The sequence below is a fragment of the Janthinobacterium lividum genome, assembly GCF_011601275.1.
Classification (GTDB): Bacteria; Pseudomonadota; Gammaproteobacteria; order Burkholderiales; family Burkholderiaceae_D; genus Janthinobacterium; species Janthinobacterium lividum_E.
In genome coordinates this window covers 1-22,355 of sequence record NZ_JAAOLY010000016.1, presented here as the reverse complement: position 1 = coordinate 22,355, position 22,355 = coordinate 1, and the positions used below count along the sequence as shown (strand labels likewise).

Here is a 22,355-nt window from a genome sequence, read left to right as displayed (position 1 = left end):
GAGCGAAGCGAACCCTTATGAATACGCAAATGAATCCAGCCCAAGACTTGGCACCAAAGAAAAAAACCATCGAGATTTCGGGCCTGAACTTTTTTTACGGCAAAACGCAAAGCTTGCATAACGTTAACCTGGACATCCACGAGAAGAAGGTCACGGCCTTCATCGGCCCGTCCGGTTGCGGCAAGTCGACCCTGCTGCGTACGCTGAACCGCATGTACGACCTGTACCCGGGCCAGCGCGCGGAAGGCTCGATCCTGTACCGCGGCCGCAACGTGCTCGACGCGGACCAGGACGTCAACATGCTGCGCGCCAAGGTCGGCATGGTGTTCCAGAAGCCGACGCCGTTCCCCATGTCCGTGTACGACAACATCGCCTTCGGCGTGCGCCTGTATGAAGATCTCTCGAAGGGCGAAATGGACGAGCGCGTCGAGTGGGCCCTGAAAAAGGCCGCGCTGTGGGGCGAAGTCAAGGACAAGCTGACCAAGAGCGGCCTGTCGCTGTCGGGCGGCCAGCAGCAGCGCTTGTGCATCGCGCGCGGCGTGGCCGTGAAGCCGGACGTCTTGCTGCTCGATGAGCCGACCTCGGCGCTGGACCCGATCTCGACCTCGAAAGTGGAAGAGCTGATCAGCGAACTGAAACAGGATTACACGATCGCCATCGTGACGCACAATATGCAACAGGCGGCGCGCTGCTCCGACTACACGGCCTATATGTATTTGGGCGAGCTGGTGGAATTCGGCGAAACGGACCAGATCTTCATGAATCCGGCCCGCAAGGAAACGCAGGATTACATCACGGGCCGCTTCGGCTGATCCGCCCCGCGCATACACAACAACTGAATACGGAGAGACAGCATGATAGGCGAACATTCATCCAAGCAATACGACAACGAACTCGAAGCGATCCGCTCGAAAGTGCTCCTGATGGGCGGCATCGTTGAAACCCAGTTCCTCGACGCGATGACGTGCTTTCGCATCGGCAACCCGGAACGCGCCGACCGCGTGATGCGCGAAGACGACGTCGTCAACCAGCTCGAAGTGTCGCTGGACGACGCGTGCAGCCATCTGATCGTGCGCCGCCAGCCGGCCGCCAACGATTTGCGCACCATCATGGCCACCATCAAGGTGATTACCGACCTCGAGCGCGTAGGCGACGAGGCGACGAAAATCGCCCGCGTGGCGAAGAATCTGCACAAGCGCGGCAACGGCGTCGTCAACCATTACGAGATGGTGCGCGGCATTGCCAACACGGCCACCGACATGCTGCACGACGCCCTGGACGCGTTTGCGCGCAACGATGGCAAGCAGGCCTTACAATTAATTGCACAAGATGCCATCATCGACCATGAGTTTCGGTCTATCATGCGCAACCTGATCACCTTTATGATGGAAGACCCGCGCACGATTTCGGCGGCGCTCGACACCCTGTGGGTGGCCAAGGCCATCGAACGGATCGGCGACCATGCGAAAAACATCGCCGAATACGTGATTTACGTGGTTGAGGGCAAGGACATCCGCCACACCAAGGTGGCTGCTCCCGCCATTTCCGAGGAGCTCCCTGAGTAAGCTTTATGGCATCTGATAAAACCACGGTATTGATTGTTGAAGATGAGCCGGCCATCGTTGAACTGGTGACCTATTCGCTGCGCGAATCCGGCTGGAATTGCTGTTCCGTACAAAACGTTGCCGATGCCTGGGAATTCATCCAGCACCGCACGCCGCACCTGATCCTGCTGGACTGGATGCTGCCGGACCAGACGGGCTTGCGCCTGCTGTCGCGCATCCGCGCCGACCGCAATTTCGCCGCCATCCCCGTCATCATGCTCACCGCCAAGAGCATGGAAGAAGACAAGCTGGCCGGCCTGAACAGCGGGGCCGACGATTACGTCACCAAGCCGTTCTCGCCGCGCGAGCTGCTGGCCCGCGCCAAAGCTCTCTTGCGACGCAAGAGTCCGGAACACGCGCAGGCGCCTATGCGCGCCGGCAACGTCGCCCTGGACCCCGTCAGCTGCACGGTGATGATGGATGAACAGAAGATCGATATCGGCCACGCCGAATACAAGCTGCTGAAATTCCTGCTGGCCCATCCGGAACGCGTGTTTTCGCGCAGCCAGCTGCTCGACAAGGTGTGGGGCGACCATGTGGTGATCGAGGAGCGCACGGTCGATGTCCACGTATTGCGCTTGCGCAAAGCCTTGAAAGAGGCGGAAAGCCTGATCAAGACTGTGCGCAGCGTCGGCTACATGTTGTCTGAAAAGTAAAGCTAGCCTCTATGAATCCGAAATTGCTGTTCTGGGTACCGGCCGCCTTGCGCATGGTGCTGGCGCTGCTGGGCGTGGCCGTCGTCTGGTATCTGTTTGGCGCCACGTATGCGCTGGGCATCGCCTTCGTGCTGATGGCCATGATGGTGTTCGTGCAGCTGTCGTATCTGTTCCAGCTAAGTAACTGGCTGGACAATCCGCAAAGCGCCAAGCTGCCCGACGGCTGGGGCGCCTGGACCAGCATTTTCGCGCGCCTGTACCGCATGCGCCGCGACGACGAGAAAAACCAGGCCGAGCTGACGGAATGGCTGGCGCGTTTCCGCCAGGCCATGCACCTGTTGCCCGACGGCGTCGTCATCATGGACGACGTGCTGTTCCTTGAATGGTGCAACCCGGCCGCCGAGAAACATCTGGGCCTCACGCACGAGCGCGACAAGGGCATGCGCGTGACCAACCTGATCCGCAGCCCCGAGTTCATGGATTACATCATCCTGGGCCGCTACGACCAGCCGCTGACGATCACCTTCCGCAACCGCAAGCTGATCGTGCAGATCATTCCATTCGAGAACCGCCGCCAGATCCTCGTCACGCATGACGTGACGGAAACGGAACGCATCGAAATGATGCGCCGCGACTTCATCGCCAATGCCTCGCACGAACTGCGCACGCCGCTCACCGTCATCGTCGGCTTCCTGGAAATCGCTTCCGCCGAGTTGGACCTGGACGCCACCACGCGCGCCTCCCACCTCAAGCTGATGACGGAGCAGGGCCACCGCATGCAGCATCTGATCGAGGACATGCTGACCCTGTCGCGCCTGGAATCGGTCGATTATCCGCTGCGCCCCGAGCCGGTGGATATCAAAAAGCTCATGCAGCAAGTCTTGCGCGACGCCAAGGGCTTGTCGGCAGGCAAGCATGAAGTGACAATGGAATGCAACGGCCCCGACGTGCTGGGCAGCTACGACGAGCTGTACAGCGCATTCGGCAACCTGGCCTCGAACGCCGTGCGTTATACGCCAGCCGGCGGCACCATCACCCTGCGCTGGCAAGATGGTGCGGCCGGACCGCAATTCATTGCGCAAGATACGGGCATCGGCATCAGCCAGGAGCATATCTCGCGCCTGACGGAACGTTTCTACCGCGTCGACAAAAGCCGTTCGCGCGAAACCCAGGGCACGGGCCTGGGCCTGGCCATCGTCAAGCACGTGCTGCTGCGCCATGGCGGGACGTTGGCCATCCAGTCCGTGGCCGACAAGGGCAGCAGCTTCATCGTCAGCATGCCCAAGTCCGTCGTCACGCCGCTGCAGGGCGAATTGCTGGTCAAGTAAGCGGGGGAAGGGGAGGACTTCTTCCCTGTTTCCTGCGCGACTAGTGCAAGCTTGGCATAAGTCGTTACAATCAGGCCATGACTTTAATCAACGCCTCTTTTCGCCATGCCGGCGCGCAGCAACTGGCCCAGTCGCTGCAGGCTGCGCGCCACGATACTTTATCCCTGTTCGACTGTTACGTTACTGCCGGCCTGGACGTGGTGGCCGGCCTGCCCCGCCATCCGCGCCTCAATCCTCCCTTGTGGCAACTTGCGCACATCGCCTGGTTTGCCGAGTGGTTCATCCTGCGCGAAGCCGCTTCCAGCCATCCGGCAGACGCCATTTATAATTCCCTGCTGACGCGCGGCGACGACTTGTTCGACGCCAATATGGTGGAGCAGCGCGCGCGCTGGAAGCTGGAACTGCCCAGCCCGGGCGCCGTGAAAACGTATTGCCGCGAAGTACTCGACCGGGTGCTCGATAAACTCTCGCGCGAAGCTAATGTCGACAGCGCCCTGGCGCCGTACCGGCTGGCACTGGCGCATGAAGACTTGTGTGGCGAGGAAATGCTGGCCGGCCTGCAATGGCTGGGCCTGGAAGCACCGGAATCGCTGGCTGCCAGCCCGGCCTTGCCGCCGGGGGAGGGCGAGATCGCTTTTCCTGGCGGTACCATCGAGCTGGGTTCGCCGCGCGGGGCCGGATTTGCTTTTGATAATGAATCGCCGCCCCACGCCTGCTACGTGCCGCCGTTTTCCATCGATGCCTGCGCCGTATCGAACGCCCAATTTGCCGATTTTGTCGCCGACGGCGGCTACCAGAACCGTCAGTTCTGGAGCGCGGCCGGCAGCGCATGGCTGATGCAGCAGGAGCGCTCGTCGCCCCTGTACTGGCTGCGCGAAGCAACACAGTGGCGCACCATGCGTTTCGGCCAGCGCACGACCTTGCCGCCGAACGAGGCCGTACGCCACATCAACCTGTATGAAGCGCAGGCGTACTGTGCCTGGGCGGGGCGCCGCCTGGCGACCGAGGCGGAATGGGAGTATGCTGCGCTGTCCGGTCATCCGCGCTTTCACTGGGGCCAGGTGTGGGAGTGGACGGCGACGCCGTTCGAACCGTATCCGGGCTTTGCGGTCGATGCCTGGCGCGAATATTCGGCGCCGTATTTCATGCGGCACCAGGTGTTGCGCGGCGCCGCCTTCGCCACGCCGCCGCGCCTGCATTCGCCCCGCATGCGCGCCTTCCATGCGCCCGAACGGGGCGACGTCTTTGCCGGCCTGCGCACTTGCGCCTGGTAACAGGTAACCATTTCAGGATTCTTTTTGAGTACAGATAACGCCCCGCAGTTCATTCCCAAACGCATCACGCCCACGCCGGAACAGGTCGCCATCCAGACGGCGCAAAAGAAAGTGGTCTTGATCGACGCCAATGCCGGCGCGGCCAAGACGACGACCCTGGCCCTGCGCCTGGCCGAAGCGCTGCACCGGGGCCGCGCGCCCGAGCGCATGCTGGCCCTCGTGTTTACGGACGCGGCGCGCGTGGCCCTGCGCCAGCGCCTGCTGGAAGTGGGCGTGCCGCTCGGTGTCGTCAAGCGCCTGACGGTCGACACCTTCGACGCCTTTGCCGCCAAGGTGCTGTTGCAGCTGGAAAGCATGCAGGTGGCAGCCATGCGCAGCGATGAAGAGCTGCGCCCGATTGCCTGGGAAGCGCTGGAAGTCGTGTCGGAAAAATATGCTCACCGCTATCCGCTGGAAATTAATACGACGAACGGGGCCATCGCCGAATTCTTGAAATTGCAGCTGCGCACCAAGGCGCGCCTGGATTTCCAGAATCCTGACTTCGAGAGCAATTCCCTCGACGACAACCTGGAGCTGCTGGGCATGTCGCGCACGCATTACCTGTGGCTGCGCGAATATGAAGGCTTGCGCGGCGCCGACACGGGCGACATCCAGTTCCGCGCGCCGTTCGACGCCACCTACGACCTCGTGCGCATGCTCGACGGCGACGAGCCGCTGCGCCAGCAATTGCCGGCCTTCCAGATCATCGTGGCCGATGAATTGCACGACTTGAATGAAGCGTCGTTCCGCCTGCTGACCATGCTGATACGCCGCGGCAACGCGTTTTTCTGCGGCGCCGGCGACAAGGATCAAGTCATCTACACGTGGTCGGGCGCCGACCACCGCTTCCTGCGCCAGCGCTTCGGGCAGGAATTCCCCACCTTGCAGCGCTTGCCGCTGACGGCTTCCTACCGCTACGGCCCGCAATTGGCGCAGGCCGTGGGCGTGCTGAAAAACAAGGCCAGCGTGTCGGCCCTGTCGCGCGCCACCCACATCGAGCTGCTCGAGTACGACCATGTGCAGCCGCAGGCGTGCAGCGCCCAGCTGATCGCCGCGCTCGAACACGCGCATGCGGGCACGACGGCTATTTTGCTGCGCGACCGCGACCAGGCCATCCGCGTGGAAACGGCGCTATTCCAGAGCGGTATCGCGTATGGGCTGGTGGACATGAACAGCTATCTGCTGAGCCTGGAAGTGCTGATGCTGCGCGGCATGGTCGCCATTGCCCGCAAGGATTTGCACGCGATCAAGAGCGGCCCGCGCCGCGGTGAAATCCTCGAAGCCCTGGTGGCCTTCGCGGAAATCCCGTTTACACGCGCGGAATTGCAGCAAGCCAAGGCCGACGTGGCCAATTATCCCGACTTGCTGGAAGGCTTCTTGACGAACCAGCTGGCCAAGTCGCAAAACCAGGACAAGGCGGCGCTGACCCTGGCCGCCGTCGATTATCTGCGTGCGCTGCCCCCCGACGCGCTGGCGGGCGAGGCGCTGCAGCACATCTTTGGCCTGATGCAGCTGGAACAGACGGCGCGCCGCATCTATGTGGACCCGGCCCAGGCGCGGGTCGTCGCCCGTTCCCTGCACGGCTTTATCGCCGTGTGCAGCGAAGCGGGCGTGGCGCTGGGCGGCTTTGCGGGCTGGCTGGGCGAGATGGAGGAGGCCGTGACGGTCTCGACCGGCAAGGCCAAGCTGGTCATCGCCTGCATCGACCAGATCAAGGGCCTCGAATACAACCACGTCATTTTGCCCTATCTGGCCGTCGACGAATTCCCGCGTAGCAAGACCGATCCGCTGGAAGAAGAAAACCGTTTCTATGTGGCCGCCACGCGTGCGCGCGACAGGCTGACCTTGCTCACGCCGGAAGACACTGCTTACCAGAGCCGCTACATCGCCGCCCTGCAGCTGAAACAGAAGATTGTTGCGCCGAAGTCATAGATCTTTTGCCGCGCTGCTGCTTTTTGCGAAAGACGAAAGCGGGCATACTGGACTGGTGTGATTGACAGCAATCTAACCAGACAGGAGTAAAGCATGAAGATTTTCTTGACAGGCGCGGCAGGTTTCATCGGCAGTTCCATCGCGGCGGGCCTCGTGCGGGCCGGCCACCAGGTGACGGGCCTCGTGCGCAAACCGGAGCAGGTGGCCGAGCTGGCCAGCATCGGGGTGGAGGGTATCGTCGGTACCCTGAACGACCGCGAACTCATCATCGAGCAGGCCAAGGTGGCCGATGCCGTCATCAATGCGGCCAGCAGCGACCACCGGGGCGCCGTCGAAGCGATCCTCGAAGCACTGGCCGGCACCAACAAGGTGTTCCTGCACACGAGCGGCTCGTCCATCGTGGGCGACGCGTCGGGCGGCGAGGGCACGGAACAGGTCTATTACGAAGACAAGCTGCCGGCACCGACGGCCGACAAGGCGGCCCGGGTCGCCATCGATGATCTGGTACTGGCCAGCGCAAGCCAGGGCGTGCGCGCAAGCGTGCTGTGCAACACCCTGATCTACGGCCATGGCGCCTTGCCGCGCGACAGCGTGCAGCTGCCCCGCTTGTTGAAACAGGCGCGCAAGAGCGGCATCGTGCGCCATGTGGGGCCGGGCCGCAACATCTGGTCCAATGTGCATATCGACGACGTCGTCAGCCTGTATTTGCTGGCGCTGGAAAAGTCGCCCGCCGGCACGTTTTACTTCGTAGAATCGGGCGAAGCGGCTTTCCGCGACATGACGGCCGCCATCGCCACCGCACTGGATTTGGGTCCCGCGCAGGACTGGCCGTTGCCCGAGGCCATTGCCGAATGGGGCTACGAGATGGCTTCCTACGGCCTCGGTTCCAACAGCCGCGTGCGCGGCGAGCGGGCACGCACGCTGCTGGGCTGGCAGCCGCAGGGGCCGTCCGTGCTGGAGTGGATCGAGAAGGCCATGCTCAAGCCGCCGCACGCCATCACAGATTGATGCAGCTCAGCAAAACAGCATCAATGTGCGCTAGCGAACGGTGCTGTTTTACGATCGGGAGTATGATGCCTCTGCTTGGTTGAGACGCACTGCCGTGAAGTTGGCGGCATGTTCGATCTTCCAGCAGGTCAGCCGGTCGCCTCAAGGATCGGCACCAGATTTTCGCCGCCGGCGCGTTTGCGCTCTGCGGCTGTGCACTGCAACTCCAGGTCGCGGTGTGTGCTGCGAACCCCTTCAAGGCCGGCCTAGCCGGTCTTTTTTTTGCCTGTTTTTTCTGCCGTTGCGCCATTCACCGCCACCTGTCCGCCATTCGCCGAAGCGCTGTTTTCGCGTGCCCGAAATCCGCGTATCTTTACGATCAACCAACTTCAAGGGGGGACCGTGAAACCTGAACCAGCGTATTACCGCCGTACCCAGCTGCTGTGGGGCGTGCTGCTGATCGCCGTCGGCGCCATCATCCTGCTGGACCGGCTCGATGTGATCTATCTCCATGATTACTATGCACTATGGCATTATTGGCCAGTGATACTGGCCGTCTTTGGCCTCAACAAGCTGCTCACGCCCGTGTCCGCCAAGCAGGTGCTGAGCGGCCTGTGGCTGATCTTCTTCGCCGCCTGGTGGTATGTGTCGTATGAAGAACTGTGGAACTTGAATTTCTACAATAGCTGGCCCGCCTTGCTGATCGCCTGGGGCGTGGGCCTCGTGCTCGAACCGCTGTTGAACAAACATTTTATTGCCTACCGGGAGTCCGAGCATGAAAAATAGACCGCCGCTGCACTCGCCATCGCAGATCGTGCTGGGCGTCATCGTCATCGGCCTGGGGCTGCTGTTCCTGCTCGATAACCTCGGTTTCATCAATGTGCGCTATACCTTCCGTTTCTGGCCCACCATCCTCATCATTTTCGGCTTGCTGAAAATATCGCAAAGCCATTCCCGCTCCGGCTACATCCTCGGCGGCGTGATGGTCTTGCTGGGCCTGAGCTGGACCTTGAAAGCCATGGGCTTGTTCTATATCAACTGGAGCATGCTGTGGCCGCTGCTCATCATTGCCGCCGGCGTGGCCGTCGTGTCGAAATCCCTGCCCGGCGGGTGGCAGCGGCAGCGCCGCCGGCACTTTGCCGCGCCGCCCGATGCCAGCGCCGCGCCTGATGCATTCGGCCAGGCCAGGAATGGCGCCGTATCGCTCGACAAGGAAGTCGCCGGTGCCACTGCGGCGCCCGGCGCCGGTGACCAGGCGGACGACGACAGCATCATTGAAGTGACGGCCATCCTCGGCGGCTACGTGCGGCGCGTGTCGTCGCAGCGCTTCAGGGGCGGCGATATCAACGTCATCATGGCCGGCTGCGAAATCGACCTGCGCCAGGCATCGATCGAAGGCGAAGCTGTGCTCAACGTATTTGCCCTGTGCGGCGGCGTCACCATCAAGATTCCGCCCGACTGGAGCGTGGTCCTGCAGGGCACGCCGATCCTTGGCGGCTTCGAAGAAAAGACCATCGTGCCGCCGAACCAGAACAAGCGCCTGTACGTGACGGGATACGCCATCATGGGCGGCCTGGAAATCCGCAACTAGGCGCGCATGTCCGGACCTTTGTCGAAGCGGCGCGGCGCCGTCGTGGTGTTCCTGGTCTGCATCGCGCTGGGCCTGGCACTGGCTTCCATCCTGGCCAGAGTGGCGCACGCGCCCTGGCTCAATGCCGTCCTGCTGGTGGCGCCCGCCACGCTCGTGTATGCGATCGGTTCGGGGTTTTCCGCGTTTTACCTGTGCCGTGCCTATCCCTTGCACGCCCGCCATCCGCTCGCCATCGCCAGCGTAATGGGCGTGGCGGCCCTGTTCGCGGGCTTGCTGTGGGCGACCCTGCTGCAATTTTTGAACAGCGTCAGCCTGTTGATGGAGCAGCACTGGCTGGGCGTGAACCTGACGCCATCGCTGCTGGCCCTGTTCTTCGGCCTGGGCGCGCTGCTGTATTGCCTGGCCGCCGCCGTGCATTATCTGCTGCTCGAATTCGTGCGCGCCAGGATGGCCGAACAGCGGGGCCTGGAAGCGCAACTGATGGCGCAGGAAGCGCAGTTGCGCATGCTGCGCACGCAGATCGATCCGCATTTTCTGTTCAATAGCCTGAACTCCATCAGCGCCCTGACGTCTATCGATGCGGCGGGTGCGCGCCAGATGACCGTGCAGCTGGCCAATTTCTTTCGCCAGAGCCTGAGCCTGGAAGCGCACAAGCACATCACCGTGCAAGAGGAACTGGTGCTGATCCGCCACTTTCTCGCCATCGAGCAAGTGCGTTTCGGCGCGCGCCTGCAAGTGGCGGAAAGTGTCGACACTGCCGCGCTGGCGTGCCTGTTGCCGCCCATGCTGATACAGCCGCTCGTAGAAAATGCCGTCAAGCATGGTATCTGCGGCTTGACGGAGGGCGGCCAGATCGATATCGAAGTGCGGCGCGCAGGCAGCCTGCTGCAGATCGCCGTGCGCAACCCCGTCGATGCGGATCAGGGGCCCGCGCGCGGCAATGGCGTGGGCCTGGAGAATGTGCACCAGCGCCTGGCCGGCGCGTATGGCCACGAGGCCAGCGCGCACTGGGGCCTGTGCGACGGCCGTTTCGAGGTGATGATTTCCATGCCGGCGCAGACCGGCGACACGGAGGCAGCATGATGCAGGCAAGAATGCGGGTGGCCATCGTCGATGACGAATTGCTGGCGCGCAGCGTGCTGCGCGAATACCTGGCGCGCCACGACGATATCGAGATCGTCGCCGAGTGCGCCAACGGCTTTGACGCCGTCAAGGCCATCGCGGAACTGGCGCCGGAACTGGTGTTCCTCGACATCCAGATGCCGCGCCTGGACGGTTTTGAAGTGGCCGAGCTGATCGGCGCGAAGACGCGTTTGATCTTTGTCACGGCCTATGACCAGTACGCCTTGAAAGCGTTCGAATGCCATGCCCTCGATTATCTGCTCAAACCGTTCAGCGAACAGCGTTTCGACCAGGCGCTGGCGCATGCGCGCGCCCACCGCAGCACGCCGGCCGCGTCCACTGCCGTGCAAACGCTGGCGCGCGAAGCGGCCACGCGCGCTGCGCCGCTGGACCGCGTGCTGATCCGCGATGGCGCCAAGGTTCACGTCATCGCCAGCGCGCGCATCGATTACATCGAGGCGCAGGACGATTACATCAGCATCCGTTCCGAAGGCAAGTCCTACCTGAAAAGCCAGCGACTGTCGGAGCTGGAGACCCAGCTCGATCCCGCCAAGTTCCTGCGCGTGCACCGGTCGTATCTGCTCAATATCGACGGTATCCGCCGCATCGAGGCGGCAACGAAAGACAGCCACGTGGCCATCTTGCGCGACGATACGAGGATACCCGTGAGCAAGGCGGGCTATCAGAAGCTGAAGTTACTGGTTGGCTAGCTGCACATCCCACCAGCTGGGTAGCAGTTGGCGGATTTCCGGGCGCGAAAAACGGTCGTCGATCAGATACACGACACCCTTGTCCGACTGGGTGCGGATGACACGGCCGGCCGCCTGCACCACCTTTTGCATGCCCGGATACAGATACGTGTAGTCGTAACCGGCGCCGAAGACGTCGCCCATGCGCTGGCGAATCTGCTCGTTGACGGGATTGATCTGCGGCAAACCGAGGGTGGCGATGAAGGCGCCGATCAGGCGCGCGCCGGGCAAGTCGATGCCTTCGCCAAACGCGCCGCCGAGCACGGCAAAGCCGATGCCGCGCGTGTCCAGGCCGAAGCGGCCGAGAAATTGCGCGCGGGCAGTATCGTCCATGCGGCGCGGCTGCTGCCAGATAGGAACGTCGGGGTAGTGCTGGGCGAACAGGGTGGCCGTCTTTTCCATGTAATCGAAGCTGCTGAAAAAGGCCAGGTAGTTGCCCGGCATTTCCGCGTATTGCTTCGCCATCAGCTGGGCGATGGGCAGCAGCGAGGCGGCGCGGTGCTGGTAGCGCGTGGAAATGGTGTCGGCCACGCGCACGGACAATTGTTCCGCCTGGAACGGCGACTCCACGTCGACCCAGGCCGTGTCGGCCGGCATGCCCAGGGTGTCGCTATAGTAATTCCACGGACTCAGGGTGGCGGAAAACAGTGCCGTGCTGTGGCTGGCCGCGAAGCGCTCCTTGAGAAACGGTGCTGGCACGATGTTGCGGATGCACACGGTGCTGCCGCTATCCGTTTTGCTGACGTCGAACAGCGAATGCTCGCCGAAACTCTCCGCCAGGCGGTTGATCAGCAGCACGTCGAAATAAAAGCGCTGCAAGTCCTCGTCCAGGGCGGTGGCGTGTTCTGCCATGTAGTCGCCGATGGCCGTCGCCACGCCTTGCAGGGCGCCAAAGAATTTGTCGGGCAGGGCCGCATGCACGTGGTAGTCGCCATCCTGCTCTTTCAGCAAAGCCGTCCACTGGCGCGAGAGGCGGTCGAGCGGCTTTTTCAAGGCTTCGGGCGCGAACTTGCGCAGCATCTTGAGGTCGATCTGCGCCAGCTCGGCTGAATACATGCTGCGCGCGCGCGACACCATATTGTGCGCCTCGTCGACCAGCACATTGACTTTCCAGTCGTGCGCCAAGGTCATGCCGTACAGCATGGCGCTGAGGTCGAAATAGTAATTGTAGTCGCCGATGACGACGTCGCTCCAGCGTGCCAGCTCCATGCCCAGGTAGTAAGGACAGATACCCTGCTGCAAGGCGACGGCGCGCACGGCTTCCTTGTCGAGGATCAAGCCGCTGGCCAGCGCCACCTCGCGCGCCAGCGGCAGGCGGTCGTAGAAACCCTTGGCCAGCGGACACGATTCGCCATGACAGGCCTTGTCAGGATGTTCGCAGGCGCTGGTCTTGGCGCTCAGTTCCAGCACGCGCAAGGGCAGCAGCGGGGCGCTATCCTTGAGGATGGCGCAGGCGTCCAGCGCCATCTGGCGGCCCGGCACCTTGGCGGCCAGGAAAAACAGTTTATCGAGGCCATGCGCGGCCGTCGCTTTCAACATGGGGAACAGGCTGCCCACCGTCTTGCCGATGCCGGTCGGCGCCTGCGCCAGCAAGCCGCAGCCGCGGCTGCTGGCCTTGTACATGGCTACCGCCAGCTGGCGCTGGCCCGGGCGGAAGTCCGCATGGGGAAAGGCCATGGCCGTGAGCTGTGCGTCGCGGCTGGCGCGGTGCGCCATTTCCTGCTCGGCCCAGTCGAGGAACAGTGCGCAATGCTGTTCGAAGAACAGGCGTAGTGCCTCGGCCGTGCATTCCTCGTGCATGACGGTTTCCTTCTGGCTCGCGATATCGAAATACACGAGCGCCACGCGCAGCATGGGCAAGTTCAGCTGCTGGCACAGCAAGTGGCCATAGATGCGCGCCTGCGCCCAGTGCAACTGGCGGTGGTTGGCGGGCATCGTGTCGAGCTCGCCCCGGTAAGTCTTGATCTCTTCCAGCTGGCGCCGGGCGGGGTCGTAGCCATCGGCACGGCCCCGCACGTGCAGGGGGCCGAAGTCGCCGGAAAGACTAATTTCGCGCTGGTAGTCATCGTCGCGCCGGCTCGTCACGGTGGCGTGGCCGGCCATGCCTTCCTGCGCCGTGGGGGACGGTGTGAAACGCAGGTCCAGGTCGCCCACCTTGGCCGTGAATTCGCACAGGGCGCGCACGGCGATGGTGTAAGTGTTGCGGCTCATGTGGCCACCTGCCACTGCAGATAGCACACGCTGACGGGCATGGCGTGCTGGGCGCAATACGCGATCCAGCGCAGCTGGTTGTCTTGCAGACGGTCGCCCGGCCCCTTGACTTCGATCATGCGGTAGCGCTGTTCCTGTGGCCAGAACTGGATCAGGTCGGGAAAGCCGCTGCGGTTGCTTTTAATGTCGAGCAAGATGCGCTCGAACGCCTTCTTCAGGTGAAAGGCCGGGATGCAGTCCAGCGCCAGATCCAGCAAGCCATCGTCCAGCACGTCCCAGCTGACGAAGGGCGAGACGATGCCGTGCTTGGCGGCAAGCGTGGCGCGGATGGCCGCGTGGTAGCTTCCGTCGTCCAGCTGCGCCAGGCAGGCGGCAAAATCGTTGCTGCGGCGCTGGTAAAAATCGGCGCTGTGCAAGTCGGCGGGCCCCCTGTGAAACGGGTGGAAGAAGGCGCCCGGCATAGGCTTGAAGATGGCGGGCCAGCACAGCAGGCCGAACAGCGAGTTGATCAGGGTGTTTTCCACGTAATACACGGGCGCATCGTCCTGCATCAGGTGTTGCTGCACCACCCCTTCCACGTAGCACGCCTGTTCCGGGTAGGGCAGCAGCAGGTCGATGCGTTCCACGGCGGCCGCCGCATTGGCCGCCTGCTTCGCATGGCCCAGCTTGCGCCGCAAACGGGGCGCCATGCGCAGCAGCAATTGCTGTTCCGCTTCGCTTTCCGGCGCGGCCAGGGCGATCAGCAGGCGCTCGTAGGCAGCTTGCGGCTGCTCGTCTTTTTCCAGCACGCGGATGGCGCGGCCACGCGCGCCCGGATAGCCGCAATCGGCGTAGGCGCGGTAGGCAGCTGGCCAGTCCTGGCATTTTTCCAGGTGCTGGGCGATCTGGAAGCGCAGCTTGTCGCGCCGGCTGGCCAGCCAGGTATTGTCCTCTGGTAATGGCAGCGCAGCCAGTTCCTGCAGCACTTCGTCCGCCGGCGCGCTGTCGTTGTAGCGCTCGCGGCACTGGTGCAGCACTTCATAGTGCTCGATATCCTGGCGCGTGCGAAAACCCCGCGACTGCGGCGAGAATTCCACTTTTTCATATTGATACACGCCGAGGTCGGACAGCACGAATTCCGACCAGTCCTGGTGATAATTACCAAAATAAATCAGGCGCAGGCGGTCGCACAGCGTTTGCAGGCCGATGCGGTACAGTATGTCGCCGGAGGCCGGATGCCAGGCGGAGAACGGTCTGTTTTCCCCGTGCTGCTCGCGCAAGGCGTCCAGCTGCTCGGCCTTGCGCGCCGCTTTCAGCGGGGTGGCGAGGTCGAAGGCCTGGACGATTTCCGCCTTCAGCAGCAAGTCGAACAGTTCATCGAGCGCAATGACGGGATCGGCTTCGACCCATTCCAGGGCCAGCAAGGGCAGGGCAGCCGCGCGCGTGTCGCCGATTTCCGGATAATTGAGCTTGCTGGCACGAAACAGGCAGCCCTTGCGCATGACGAGGCGCACGAACAGGGCGCGCGACGGCTGCGGCAGTGCGCCGAAGGCGGCGATGAACTGCGTTTCTTCAACGCTCAGCAGATCGGCGTAACGCGCGCCGATCCAGTTCAGCACATCCTGGAAATTATCCAGATAGTACAGGGGATTTTCCAGGACTCTCAACATGGGGATGGCAATAGGGCAAGTGGCAAGGCGATGGCTTTTACTGTGTTTATATACAGTTTAAACCTTCAGCCGCCGCTTGCCCAGCGATTTTATGTTTAGTCAGCCGTGCTGTAGGGAAAATAGCTGTCGAACTTTTCATAGGGAATCAGCTCCGCGCGCAAGCTGGCCAGTTCGATATCGGTCAGCAATCCCCTGTGCGTTTCCGTGCGTCCCTTCGGCAGCGCCACCTCGTAATCGATGATTTCCCTGGCCAGCAAGGCGTGCAGCACGTCGGCTTGCCGCACCGTCAGGTAGCGCGCGTGCGTGCCCAGGGTTTTAGCCAGTTGCTCCTTGAATGCCTCGTCGCTGACGTCGTTGTACGTATCCTGGTCGGCCATGCTGTTCAACAACATGTGAGCCATGAAATCTTGCAGGTTTTTTGCCAGGTACTGGGCTTCATTCTCGTCATGCCACAGCAGCACGATGGGCATCTCGCCGTCTTGCTCGCTTGACGCGAAAAAGCAATAATGGTCGCCCGCGCCCGTTTGCGCGAAGGGGATGAACTGGAAGGCGGGATCGACCTGCCGGTAATCGTCCGTATCCAGCAAGGTTTCCGCTTCCGCGGCGACGGCCTCGATGTTGAGCAATTCGAAATCGTCCGCATGCAGCAGCAGGGTGGGCCGCTCCGTCAATGTGGGATAGACCAGCTTGTACCAGTCGGGGCCGTATTCGCCCACGGCCAGCATGCCGTCGCGCTCCAGCTGCCGATACAATGCGGGATAGGTGAAGCCGTGCTGCTGTTCAATTTCTGACAGTGTCATGTTTGCCCCGTTAAACGTGATTCGTGTGGGCATGATAGCGGAGGCCGTGCCTCGCACGCTTCACGGCAGCAACGATGGGCATCATGAATAAACATTTAAGTTTGCTTGTGTGGCATGGTCACGTATGCTTGCCAGACTAACATCCGCCGAACCCGCATGAAAAACATCATCCTGATTTCCGCCGCCTGCCTGCTGGCGCTGCTGTCGACCATCGGCGCCTCGCTGCCATACCCGATCCTGCCGCCCCTGTTCGCGGCCGAGGCGCCGAATGCCTTCAATAATTTTCTCGGCTTGCCATCGAAATTGCTGTTCGGCCTGGCGCTGACCATCAACCCGCTGGGCTTGCTGATCGGCTCGGCCTTGCTGGGACCGTTATCCGACCGCTATGGCCGCCGTCCCTTGCTGATGCGCACGGCCGTGGGCGCCGCCATCGGCCACGCCATCACGGCCTGGGCGCTGGTGATCCAGTCCTATCCTCTGTTCATCGTCGCCCGTTTTATCACGGGTTTGCTGGAAGGGAACGGCGCCGTGGCGCGCGCCATGCTGGCCGATCAACTGACGGGACCGCTGCGCCTGCGCGCCATGTCGTGGCTGAATGGCGCGTTTTACCTGGGCTGGCTGGTAGGGCCGATCCTGGCGGGTGCGACCCTGCACTGGGGCGTGACGGTGCCGTTCTGGATTGCCGCCGCCGCCCTGATGCTGGTCGCCGTGCTGGTGGCCGTGGGTTTGCCGCGCGAAACGCCCTCGCTCTTGACGACCTCGTGGTGGCAAGTGGCGCGCGACCGCCATTCGCTCAATTTGCTGCGCCATGAGGAGCTGCGCACCCTGTTCATCGTGCAACTGGCGCTGACCTGCGGCGTGGCCAGCTTTTATGAGTTCTATCCGCTGTGGCTGGTCGAGACGGCCAATTACCATGCACAGGAGATTGCCTGGGTAAATGTGGGCCTGTGCGGCACGATGACCATCACGTCCTTGCTGGCGGGCGGTCCCAGCCGCCATGCGCCGCTGCTGCGCGCCAGCTGGTACGCGTGCGGCGTGGCGCTGGCCGTAGGGATTTTGGCGCTGGGTAATATTTGGGTGGGCATCGCCGCCATCGTGCTGTTCGGCATTCCGAATGCGCTGTACAACACGGTGATACAGGGCTGGTGCGCCGAGCGCTTCAGCGCGCACGGACAGGGTGCCGTGATGGGTTTGCTGGCCACGACGTTTTGCATCGCCAATATCGTCGTCGCCCTCAGCGGTTCGGTGCTGACCCTGATCGATACGCGGCTGATACTCGTCGCGGGCGCCTTGTCCGCCGCCTGGGCCGCGTGGCGCATGGCGGCCTGGCGCCGCCAGCTGGAAGGCGCCGTCGAGGCGAAGGCATGTGAGGATTTCTGCAGCTAGTAGCGGGCCATCTTGGTATGGGAGGAGGCCAATACCGGGGCCTGCCGGTGGATTCATTGTAGGCCGGGTAGGCCGGATTAGCGCGCAAGCGCGTAATCCGACATCACCATGAGCGCCAACAATGCGTCGGATTAGCACAGCCTTGCCGCGCTAATCCGACCTACTGCTTACTTTTTAGCAGCCTTCGGCTTGGCCGTCGGCGCCGCTTTTTCAGCCGCGGCAGTGGCACCGGCCGTGGCTTTTTCCGTGGCCTGCGCCACTTGCGCGCTGGCCTTGGCGATTTGCTCTTCCACGGTCTTCACGGCCTGTTTCGTTGCCTTGGTCACTTGCTCGTAGCCGAGGAAGGCGTTGTCGATGGCGGCCTTGACGATGGCGACGGCGTTTTCCGAGCCTGGCGGCACGTTTTTCGTGACGTCGTAGATCAGGGCGCTCAGATTGCTCTTCGCTTCGGCCACATGGGCTTCGGCGGCCGTGGTGAATTCCGTGTGGATTTCCTTGATGATGTCGTCGAGTTGCTGTTTATACGCTTTGGCGCCGGCCACGCCCGGTTGCAGCTGGGCGGCGGCGGCGGCCATGGCGGCCTTCGGATCCTTGGCCTGGCTGATTTCCTTGCCGGCGGCAAGGCCATCCTCGATGCCGGACTTGGCGGTGGCCATGTTCAATGCCAGTACCTGTTCCACGCCTTGCACGGCCTTCGAGGTGAGGGTGTTGAAGGTCATCAGCTGGAATTCAAACAGGGCCTTGGTGGCCGATGCGAATTGTTCGGGATTCGTAAACATGTGGTCTCCTCGGTTTGAATAGATACGTTCTTATCGTTCCATACTCTTTCGACGCCGCAATGCCATCGCTTGCTTTCAAGCCGGTGCCCCGTGTGGTCATGGCCCCATTATTTAACAAGCGCCGGTTTTTCGCAACGGCTATCTTTGTACGGTCCCGAGGCCAGTTCCCAGCCAAATCCCAGGGTGGACTGGGCGCACGACAGGGTGCCGTCGATCTTGCTGCGCCATTTGTACCAGGGGGCAGGTCCGGCCATTGCACAGGCGCAAACTGCCAGCAGGGCCGTGGCGATCAGGTATTTCATGGGTGCTCCGAAAGAATTGCTTACGGGCATTGTAGCGCGCATGCCGTTCAGGGCGCGGGCGATTGCGGCGCCGTGGCGGGCAGCTGCAGGGTAAAGGTGGTGCCGCTGGCGTCGCCGGTGCGGCTGGTGGCGTCGATATGGCCGCCCAGCACGCCCGTGACGATGTTGTGCGCCACATGCAGGCCCAGGCCCGAGCCGCCGGAACCGAGCTTGGTCGTGAAAAAGGGGTCGTAGACGTGCACGAGGTCGTCGGCGGCGATGCCCACGCCCGTGTCGGCGATGGACAGCGTAATCGTTTGCTCGTCGTCGCTGCCGCGCGCCCTGACGTTAATGGTGCCGCCGCTGCGGCCTTCGAAAGCGTGGCGCAGGCAGTTTTCCAGCAGGTTGCTCAGCACCTGGCCCAGCGGACCCGGATAGCTGTCCATGGCCAGGCCCTCCGGCACGTCCTGCGTCAGCGTCAAACCGGCGGCCTTGAGCTGCGTGGACAGGGGCAGCATCAGCTCGGCCACGAACTGGCGCAGCAGGAAGTGGCGGCGCTGCGAGCTGGCGCGGTCGACGGCGATCTGCTTGAAGCTCGAGACGAGATCGGCCGCGCGCTGCAGGTTGCGCAGCATGATGGCGTCCGCTTCGCTGGCCTGGGTCAGGTAGGCGCCCAGTTCGGAGCGGCGCAAGCCGTCCAGGAAGCTGGCCTGGATTTCGCGCGTGCGTTCGGCCATCGTGGTGGCCACCACCAGGCCGTTGCCGATCGGCGTATTGAGTTCATGCGCGATGCCGGCCACCAGCGCACCGAGCGCGGCCAGCTTGTCGCGGCGTACCAGTTCCTCCTGCGTGATGGACAGGTTTTCCAGCGCGGCGGCCAACTCGCGGTTTGTTTGCTCCGAGTGTTCCTTGGCCTGCGTCAGGGCCGCCGTGCGTTCGGCCACCAGCTCCTCCAGGTGGGTGCGGTGGCGCTGCAGCTCGCGCTCGTGGCGCATGCGGCCAATCGCGATGCCGGCCAGGTCGGTCGCCGTGTCGATCAGTTCCAGGTCGCGCGCATCGGGCTTGCGCACATCGCGGTAATACATGGCGAACGAACCGAGCACGGCGCCATCCTGGCCGAAGATGGGGCGCGACCAGCAGGCGCGCAAGCCGAACGGCGCGGCCAGCTCGCGGTAGGGCGCCCACAGCGGATCGCACATGATGTCGCTGACGACCACCGGTTCGCGCAGGAACATGGCCGTGCCGCAAGAGCCCACGCCGGGGCCGATGGCCACGCCTTCGAGCAGGGCCATGTAGTCGGGCGGCAGGCTGGGACCGGCCGCGCTGTGCATGTGGATGCCGTCATCGTCGAGCAGCATGATGGAGCAGAGCACGCCGCGCGACTGGCCTTCGATCAAGAGCAGCAACTGGTTCAGGGTGGGGATCAGGGGCGCGCCCTTGGCGACCATTTCCAGCAGGGCGCTCTGGCCCGAGCGCATCGCTTCGGCGAGGTTGCGTTCGGTCAAGTCGATGATGCGCGCATGCACGAGCTGGCGGCCCGGCACGGACAGGCGCATCAGCCGGATTTCGCAGGCGATCGGGCGGCTGTCGCGGTGGCAGCAGCTGGCGCGGAAGACGACGATCTTGCCTTGCAAGGTATCGCGGATCTTTTCTTCCAGCAGCTGCGGCGAGGCGCGTCCATCGCTCTGATGCTTGGGAAACAGCGGCTCCATGCCGCCTTGCAGCAGCTCGGCCAGCGGCATGCCGAACAATTCTTCAGCCAGGTGATTGGCGTCGATCAGCAGGCCATTGTCGATATCGAACAGCAGCACGGCGTCGGGCGAGCCGGCCAGGATCGAGTGGTAATTGACTTCCAGCGTTTGCGGATGCAGGGGGCGCGGCGGCGTGGTCGCACGCGGCGCGGGCGCCTCGGCCTTGTGCAGCGCCAGTTCCATGAGGATTTTTTCCGCCACGTCGCGCGCATTGAAGGGCATCTTGATGTAGTCGGAGGCGCCGGCGCCCACGCTGCGGCCCTGTTCCTCGGCGCTGGGCGTGGCCGACATCAGCAGCAGGGGCACGCTGTGGCGTCCGCCCGCATTGCGCAAGCGCATGCAGGTGGCGCCGATATTCGAGCCCGCCAGGGCTGCGTCGAGCAGGATCAGGTCCGTGCCGCCGGCCGCCAGTTCCACGCCTTCGTCGATATCGCCCGCCAGTCCCGTGCCCAGGTTATGCCGGTCCAGCACATACAGCAGTTCGCGCACTTCGTTCGGCGAATTGCTGACCAGCAGCACATTGGCCCGGTCGGTGATGGAGGAAATCAACTGATTCATGGTGTCGCGCCCTTACGCGGTTCATGGGCCTAGTATTACATCAAGGCAAGTAGGAGTAAACGATAATTCTTGATGACTAAAAGCAATGCGGATGGGTCTCGTTCACGCGGCGTTTTGCGCTGCGGGCGCCGTGGCCAGGTCGGCGCGCGCCTGCTCGATGCGCGGGTAGTTATCCTCGATCCAGTCGACCAGCATGGCCAGGCGTTCTGCCGCTTCGCGTCCCAGCGGCGTGAGGCTGTATTCCACCTTGGGCGGTATCACCAGATACGCCTGGCGCAGCACGAAGCCGTCGCCCGCCAGCGCTTCCAGGGTTTGCGCCAGCATTTTTTCGCTGACGCCGCCCACTTCACGGCGCAGTTCGCTGAAGCGCCGCGTGCCGCTCAGCAGCAGTACCAGCACCAGCACGGCCCAGCGGCTGGTCAGGTGGCTGAGCACGGCGCGCGAGGGGCAGGCGGCAGCCATCAGATGTGCGTCCTGGGTTTGCCGGGCGAGGGCGGCGCGCAGGCTGGCGCCGGGAGTGTCTGTGGACATGATAGTTGGCCCTATAAATTGAAATTTTATTCATACTTACCAAAAGGTACGTACTTACAATAAGTAAGTAATAGTCCTATTATAGGGTTTTACCACCCACGTACCAAGGAGAAATCATGATCGTCATCACCGGCGCCACAGGCAATCTGGGCCAGCACGTCATTGCCAGCCTGCTCAAGTCCGTTCCCGCAGCCAACATCATTGCCGCCGTGCGCAACCCGGCCAAGGCCGCCGACCTGGCCGCCCAGGGCGTGCAAGTGCGCCAGGCCGATTACAACGATGGCGCCAGCCTCGATGCGGCGTTCAAGGGCGCAACGAAAATCCTGCTGATTTCGTCGAGCGAAGTGGGCCAGCGCGCCCAGCAACACCAGAACGTCATCGATGCGGCCAAGCGCGCCGGCGTATCCCTGCTGGCCTACACGAGCGTCTTGCGCGCCGACACATCGCCGCTGGGCCTGGCCGCCGAGCACGTGACCACGGAAGCGGCCATCCGCGCCTCCGGCCTGCCTTACAGTTTCCTGCGCAACAGCTGGTACCTGGAAAACCATACGGAACACCTGGCGCCCGTGCTCGAGCATGGCGTCGTGCTGGGCGCGGCGCAAAACGGGCGCTTCTCGTCGGCCGCGCGCGCTGATTATGCCGCCGCCGCCGCTGCCGTGCTGACGGCGGATAAACCGCAAGCCATCTATGAACTGGCTGGCGACCAGGGCTTTACCCTGACCGAGTACGCGGCCGAAGTGGCGCGCCAGTCGGGCAAGGCGATTGTGTACAAGGATTTGCCGCAGGCGGACTTCAAGGCGGCGCTGGTGAGCGTGGGCGTGCCGGAAGGCTTTGCCGATCTGCTGGCCGATTCCGATGCGGGCGCGGCCAAGGGCGGCCTGGAAGACCATGGCAAGCAATTGAGCGCGTTGATCGGCCGTCCGACGACGAGCCTGCTTGACGCCGTCAAGGCGGCGCTGGCGAAGTAAGGGGAGGGAGGATGCCGTGGCAGCACGGCATCCGGAAATGAAAAAAGCCGCAAACTCGTGAAAGTTTGCGGCTTTTTTGCGAATTAGGTAATGGTGCCCACGAAGGGACTCGAACCCCTACACCCGAAGGCACATGGACCTGAACCATGCGCGTCTACC

20 protein-coding genes are annotated in these 22,355 nt (G+C 62.9%); 13 read left to right on the top strand and 7 right to left on the bottom strand.

Features of this window, described 5'->3' with window-relative positions; genetic code table 11:
- The first annotated feature begins 29 nt into the window (after nucleotides 1–29).
- The 11 genes from pstB (at nucleotide 30) to GYK42_RS21955 (ending at nucleotide 11,243) form a co-directional block, all read left to right on the top strand.
- Nucleotides 30–812 carry a phosphate ABC transporter ATP-binding protein PstB gene (pstB, locus tag GYK42_RS22005; RefSeq protein WP_373631409.1) on the top strand — a complete coding sequence of 261 codons (783 nt, stop codon included), beginning with the start codon at nucleotides 30–32 and terminating at the stop codon, nucleotides 810–812.
- A gap of 42 nt (nucleotides 813–854) precedes the next feature.
- Nucleotides 855–1,565 (top strand): phosphate signaling complex protein PhoU, encoded by a 711-nt coding sequence (gene phoU / locus GYK42_RS22000; RefSeq protein WP_034778131.1) that lies wholly within the window; start codon nucleotides 855–857, stop codon nucleotides 1,563–1,565.
- A gap of 5 nt (nucleotides 1,566–1,570) precedes the next feature.
- Nucleotides 1,571–2,260: a response regulator gene (locus GYK42_RS21995; RefSeq protein WP_034755074.1), complete on the top strand. Its 690-nt coding sequence runs from the start codon at nucleotides 1,571–1,573 to the stop codon at nucleotides 2,258–2,260.
- Between the two features lie 11 nt (nucleotides 2,261–2,271).
- Complete coding sequence (phoR, locus tag GYK42_RS21990) at nucleotides 2,272–3,588, top strand: phosphate regulon sensor histidine kinase PhoR (protein WP_166449214.1); 1,317 nt, start codon at nucleotides 2,272–2,274, stop codon at nucleotides 3,586–3,588.
- Nucleotides 3,589–3,665: 77 nt separating this feature from the next.
- Complete coding sequence (senA, locus tag GYK42_RS21985) at nucleotides 3,666–4,862, top strand: selenoneine synthase SenA (protein WP_240943705.1); 1,197 nt, start codon at nucleotides 3,666–3,668, stop codon at nucleotides 4,860–4,862.
- Nucleotides 4,863–4,886: 24 nt separating this feature from the next.
- On the top strand, nucleotides 4,887–6,833 hold the full coding sequence (locus GYK42_RS21980) for a UvrD-helicase domain-containing protein (protein WP_166449213.1): 1,947 nt from the start codon (nucleotides 4,887–4,889) through the stop codon (nucleotides 6,831–6,833).
- 93 nt (nucleotides 6,834–6,926) lie between these two features.
- A complete protein-coding gene (locus GYK42_RS21975; RefSeq protein ID WP_166449212.1) occupies nucleotides 6,927–7,841 on the top strand; it encodes an NAD-dependent epimerase/dehydratase family protein in 915 nt (304 codons plus the stop codon).
- A gap of 381 nt (nucleotides 7,842–8,222) precedes the next feature.
- On the top strand, nucleotides 8,223–8,606 hold the full coding sequence (locus tag GYK42_RS21970; RefSeq protein WP_346768147.1) for a LiaF transmembrane domain-containing protein: 384 nt from the start codon (nucleotides 8,223–8,225) through the stop codon (nucleotides 8,604–8,606).
- Nucleotides 8,596–9,411, top strand: coding sequence for a LiaI-LiaF-like domain-containing protein (locus GYK42_RS21965; protein ID WP_166449210.1), 816 nt, complete (start codon nucleotides 8,596–8,598; stop codon nucleotides 9,409–9,411). Before GYK42_RS21970 ends, GYK42_RS21965 begins: the two co-directional genes overlap by 11 nt.
- Before the next feature lie 6 nt (nucleotides 9,412–9,417).
- A complete protein-coding gene (locus tag GYK42_RS21960; protein WP_166449209.1) occupies nucleotides 9,418–10,494 on the top strand; it encodes a sensor histidine kinase in 1,077 nt (358 codons plus the stop codon).
- Between the two features lie 11 nt (nucleotides 10,495–10,505).
- Nucleotides 10,506–11,243: a LytR/AlgR family response regulator transcription factor gene (locus GYK42_RS21955; protein ID WP_166449295.1), complete on the top strand. Its 738-nt coding sequence runs from the start codon at nucleotides 10,506–10,508 to the stop codon at nucleotides 11,241–11,243.
- Here GYK42_RS21955 and GYK42_RS21950 read toward each other — a convergent pair.
- From GYK42_RS21950 to GYK42_RS21940, 3 genes are all read right to left on the bottom strand, one after another.
- The gene (locus GYK42_RS21950; protein ID WP_166449208.1) at nucleotides 11,229–13,493 is read right to left on the bottom strand and encodes an ATP-dependent DNA helicase; all 2,265 of its coding nucleotides are present in this window, start codon (nucleotides 13,491–13,493) and stop codon (nucleotides 11,229–11,231) included. The genes GYK42_RS21955 and GYK42_RS21950 overlap by 15 nt on opposite strands.
- The gene (locus GYK42_RS21945; protein ID WP_166449207.1) at nucleotides 13,490–15,142 is read right to left on the bottom strand and encodes a VRR-NUC domain-containing protein; all 1,653 of its coding nucleotides are present in this window, start codon (nucleotides 15,140–15,142) and stop codon (nucleotides 13,490–13,492) included. The genes GYK42_RS21950 and GYK42_RS21945 overlap by 4 nt, the downstream gene beginning before the upstream one ends.
- A 95-nt stretch (nucleotides 15,143–15,237) precedes the next feature.
- Nucleotides 15,238–15,942, bottom strand: coding sequence for an SMI1/KNR4 family protein (locus GYK42_RS21940; protein WP_166449206.1), 705 nt, complete (start codon nucleotides 15,940–15,942; stop codon nucleotides 15,238–15,240).
- A gap of 156 nt (nucleotides 15,943–16,098) precedes the next feature.
- On the opposite strand from GYK42_RS21940, the gene GYK42_RS21935 reads away from it, so the two are divergent.
- Nucleotides 16,099–17,328, top strand: a complete 1,230-nt coding sequence (locus GYK42_RS21935; protein WP_166449205.1) for an MFS transporter — start codon at nucleotides 16,099–16,101, stop codon at nucleotides 17,326–17,328.
- 167 nt (nucleotides 17,329–17,495) lie between these two features.
- Here the strand turns inward: GYK42_RS21935 and phaP are convergent, their stop codons facing one another.
- The 4 genes from phaP to GYK42_RS21915 form a co-directional block, all read right to left on the bottom strand.
- Nucleotides 17,496–18,107: a TIGR01841 family phasin gene (gene phaP / locus GYK42_RS21930; protein ID WP_166449204.1), complete on the bottom strand. Its 612-nt coding sequence runs from the start codon at nucleotides 18,105–18,107 to the stop codon at nucleotides 17,496–17,498.
- 107 nt (nucleotides 18,108–18,214) lie between these two features.
- Nucleotides 18,215–18,409 carry a hypothetical protein gene (locus GYK42_RS21925; RefSeq protein ID WP_034755105.1) on the bottom strand — a complete coding sequence of 65 codons (195 nt, stop codon included), beginning with the start codon at nucleotides 18,407–18,409 and terminating at the stop codon, nucleotides 18,215–18,217.
- A 47-nt stretch (nucleotides 18,410–18,456) separates the two neighbouring features.
- Nucleotides 18,457–20,697, bottom strand: coding sequence for an ATP-binding protein (locus GYK42_RS21920; RefSeq protein ID WP_166449203.1), 2,241 nt, complete (start codon nucleotides 20,695–20,697; stop codon nucleotides 18,457–18,459).
- Between the two features lie 102 nt (nucleotides 20,698–20,799).
- The gene (locus GYK42_RS21915; protein ID WP_166449202.1) at nucleotides 20,800–21,228 is read right to left on the bottom strand and encodes a winged helix-turn-helix transcriptional regulator; all 429 of its coding nucleotides are present in this window, start codon (nucleotides 21,226–21,228) and stop codon (nucleotides 20,800–20,802) included.
- 116 nt (nucleotides 21,229–21,344) lie between these two features.
- Between GYK42_RS21915 and GYK42_RS21910 the strand changes: the two genes are divergently transcribed.
- Nucleotides 21,345–22,196, top strand: a complete 852-nt coding sequence (locus GYK42_RS21910) for an SDR family oxidoreductase (RefSeq protein ID WP_166449201.1) — start codon at nucleotides 21,345–21,347, stop codon at nucleotides 22,194–22,196.
- The last annotated feature ends 159 nt before the right edge of the window (nucleotides 22,197–22,355 follow it).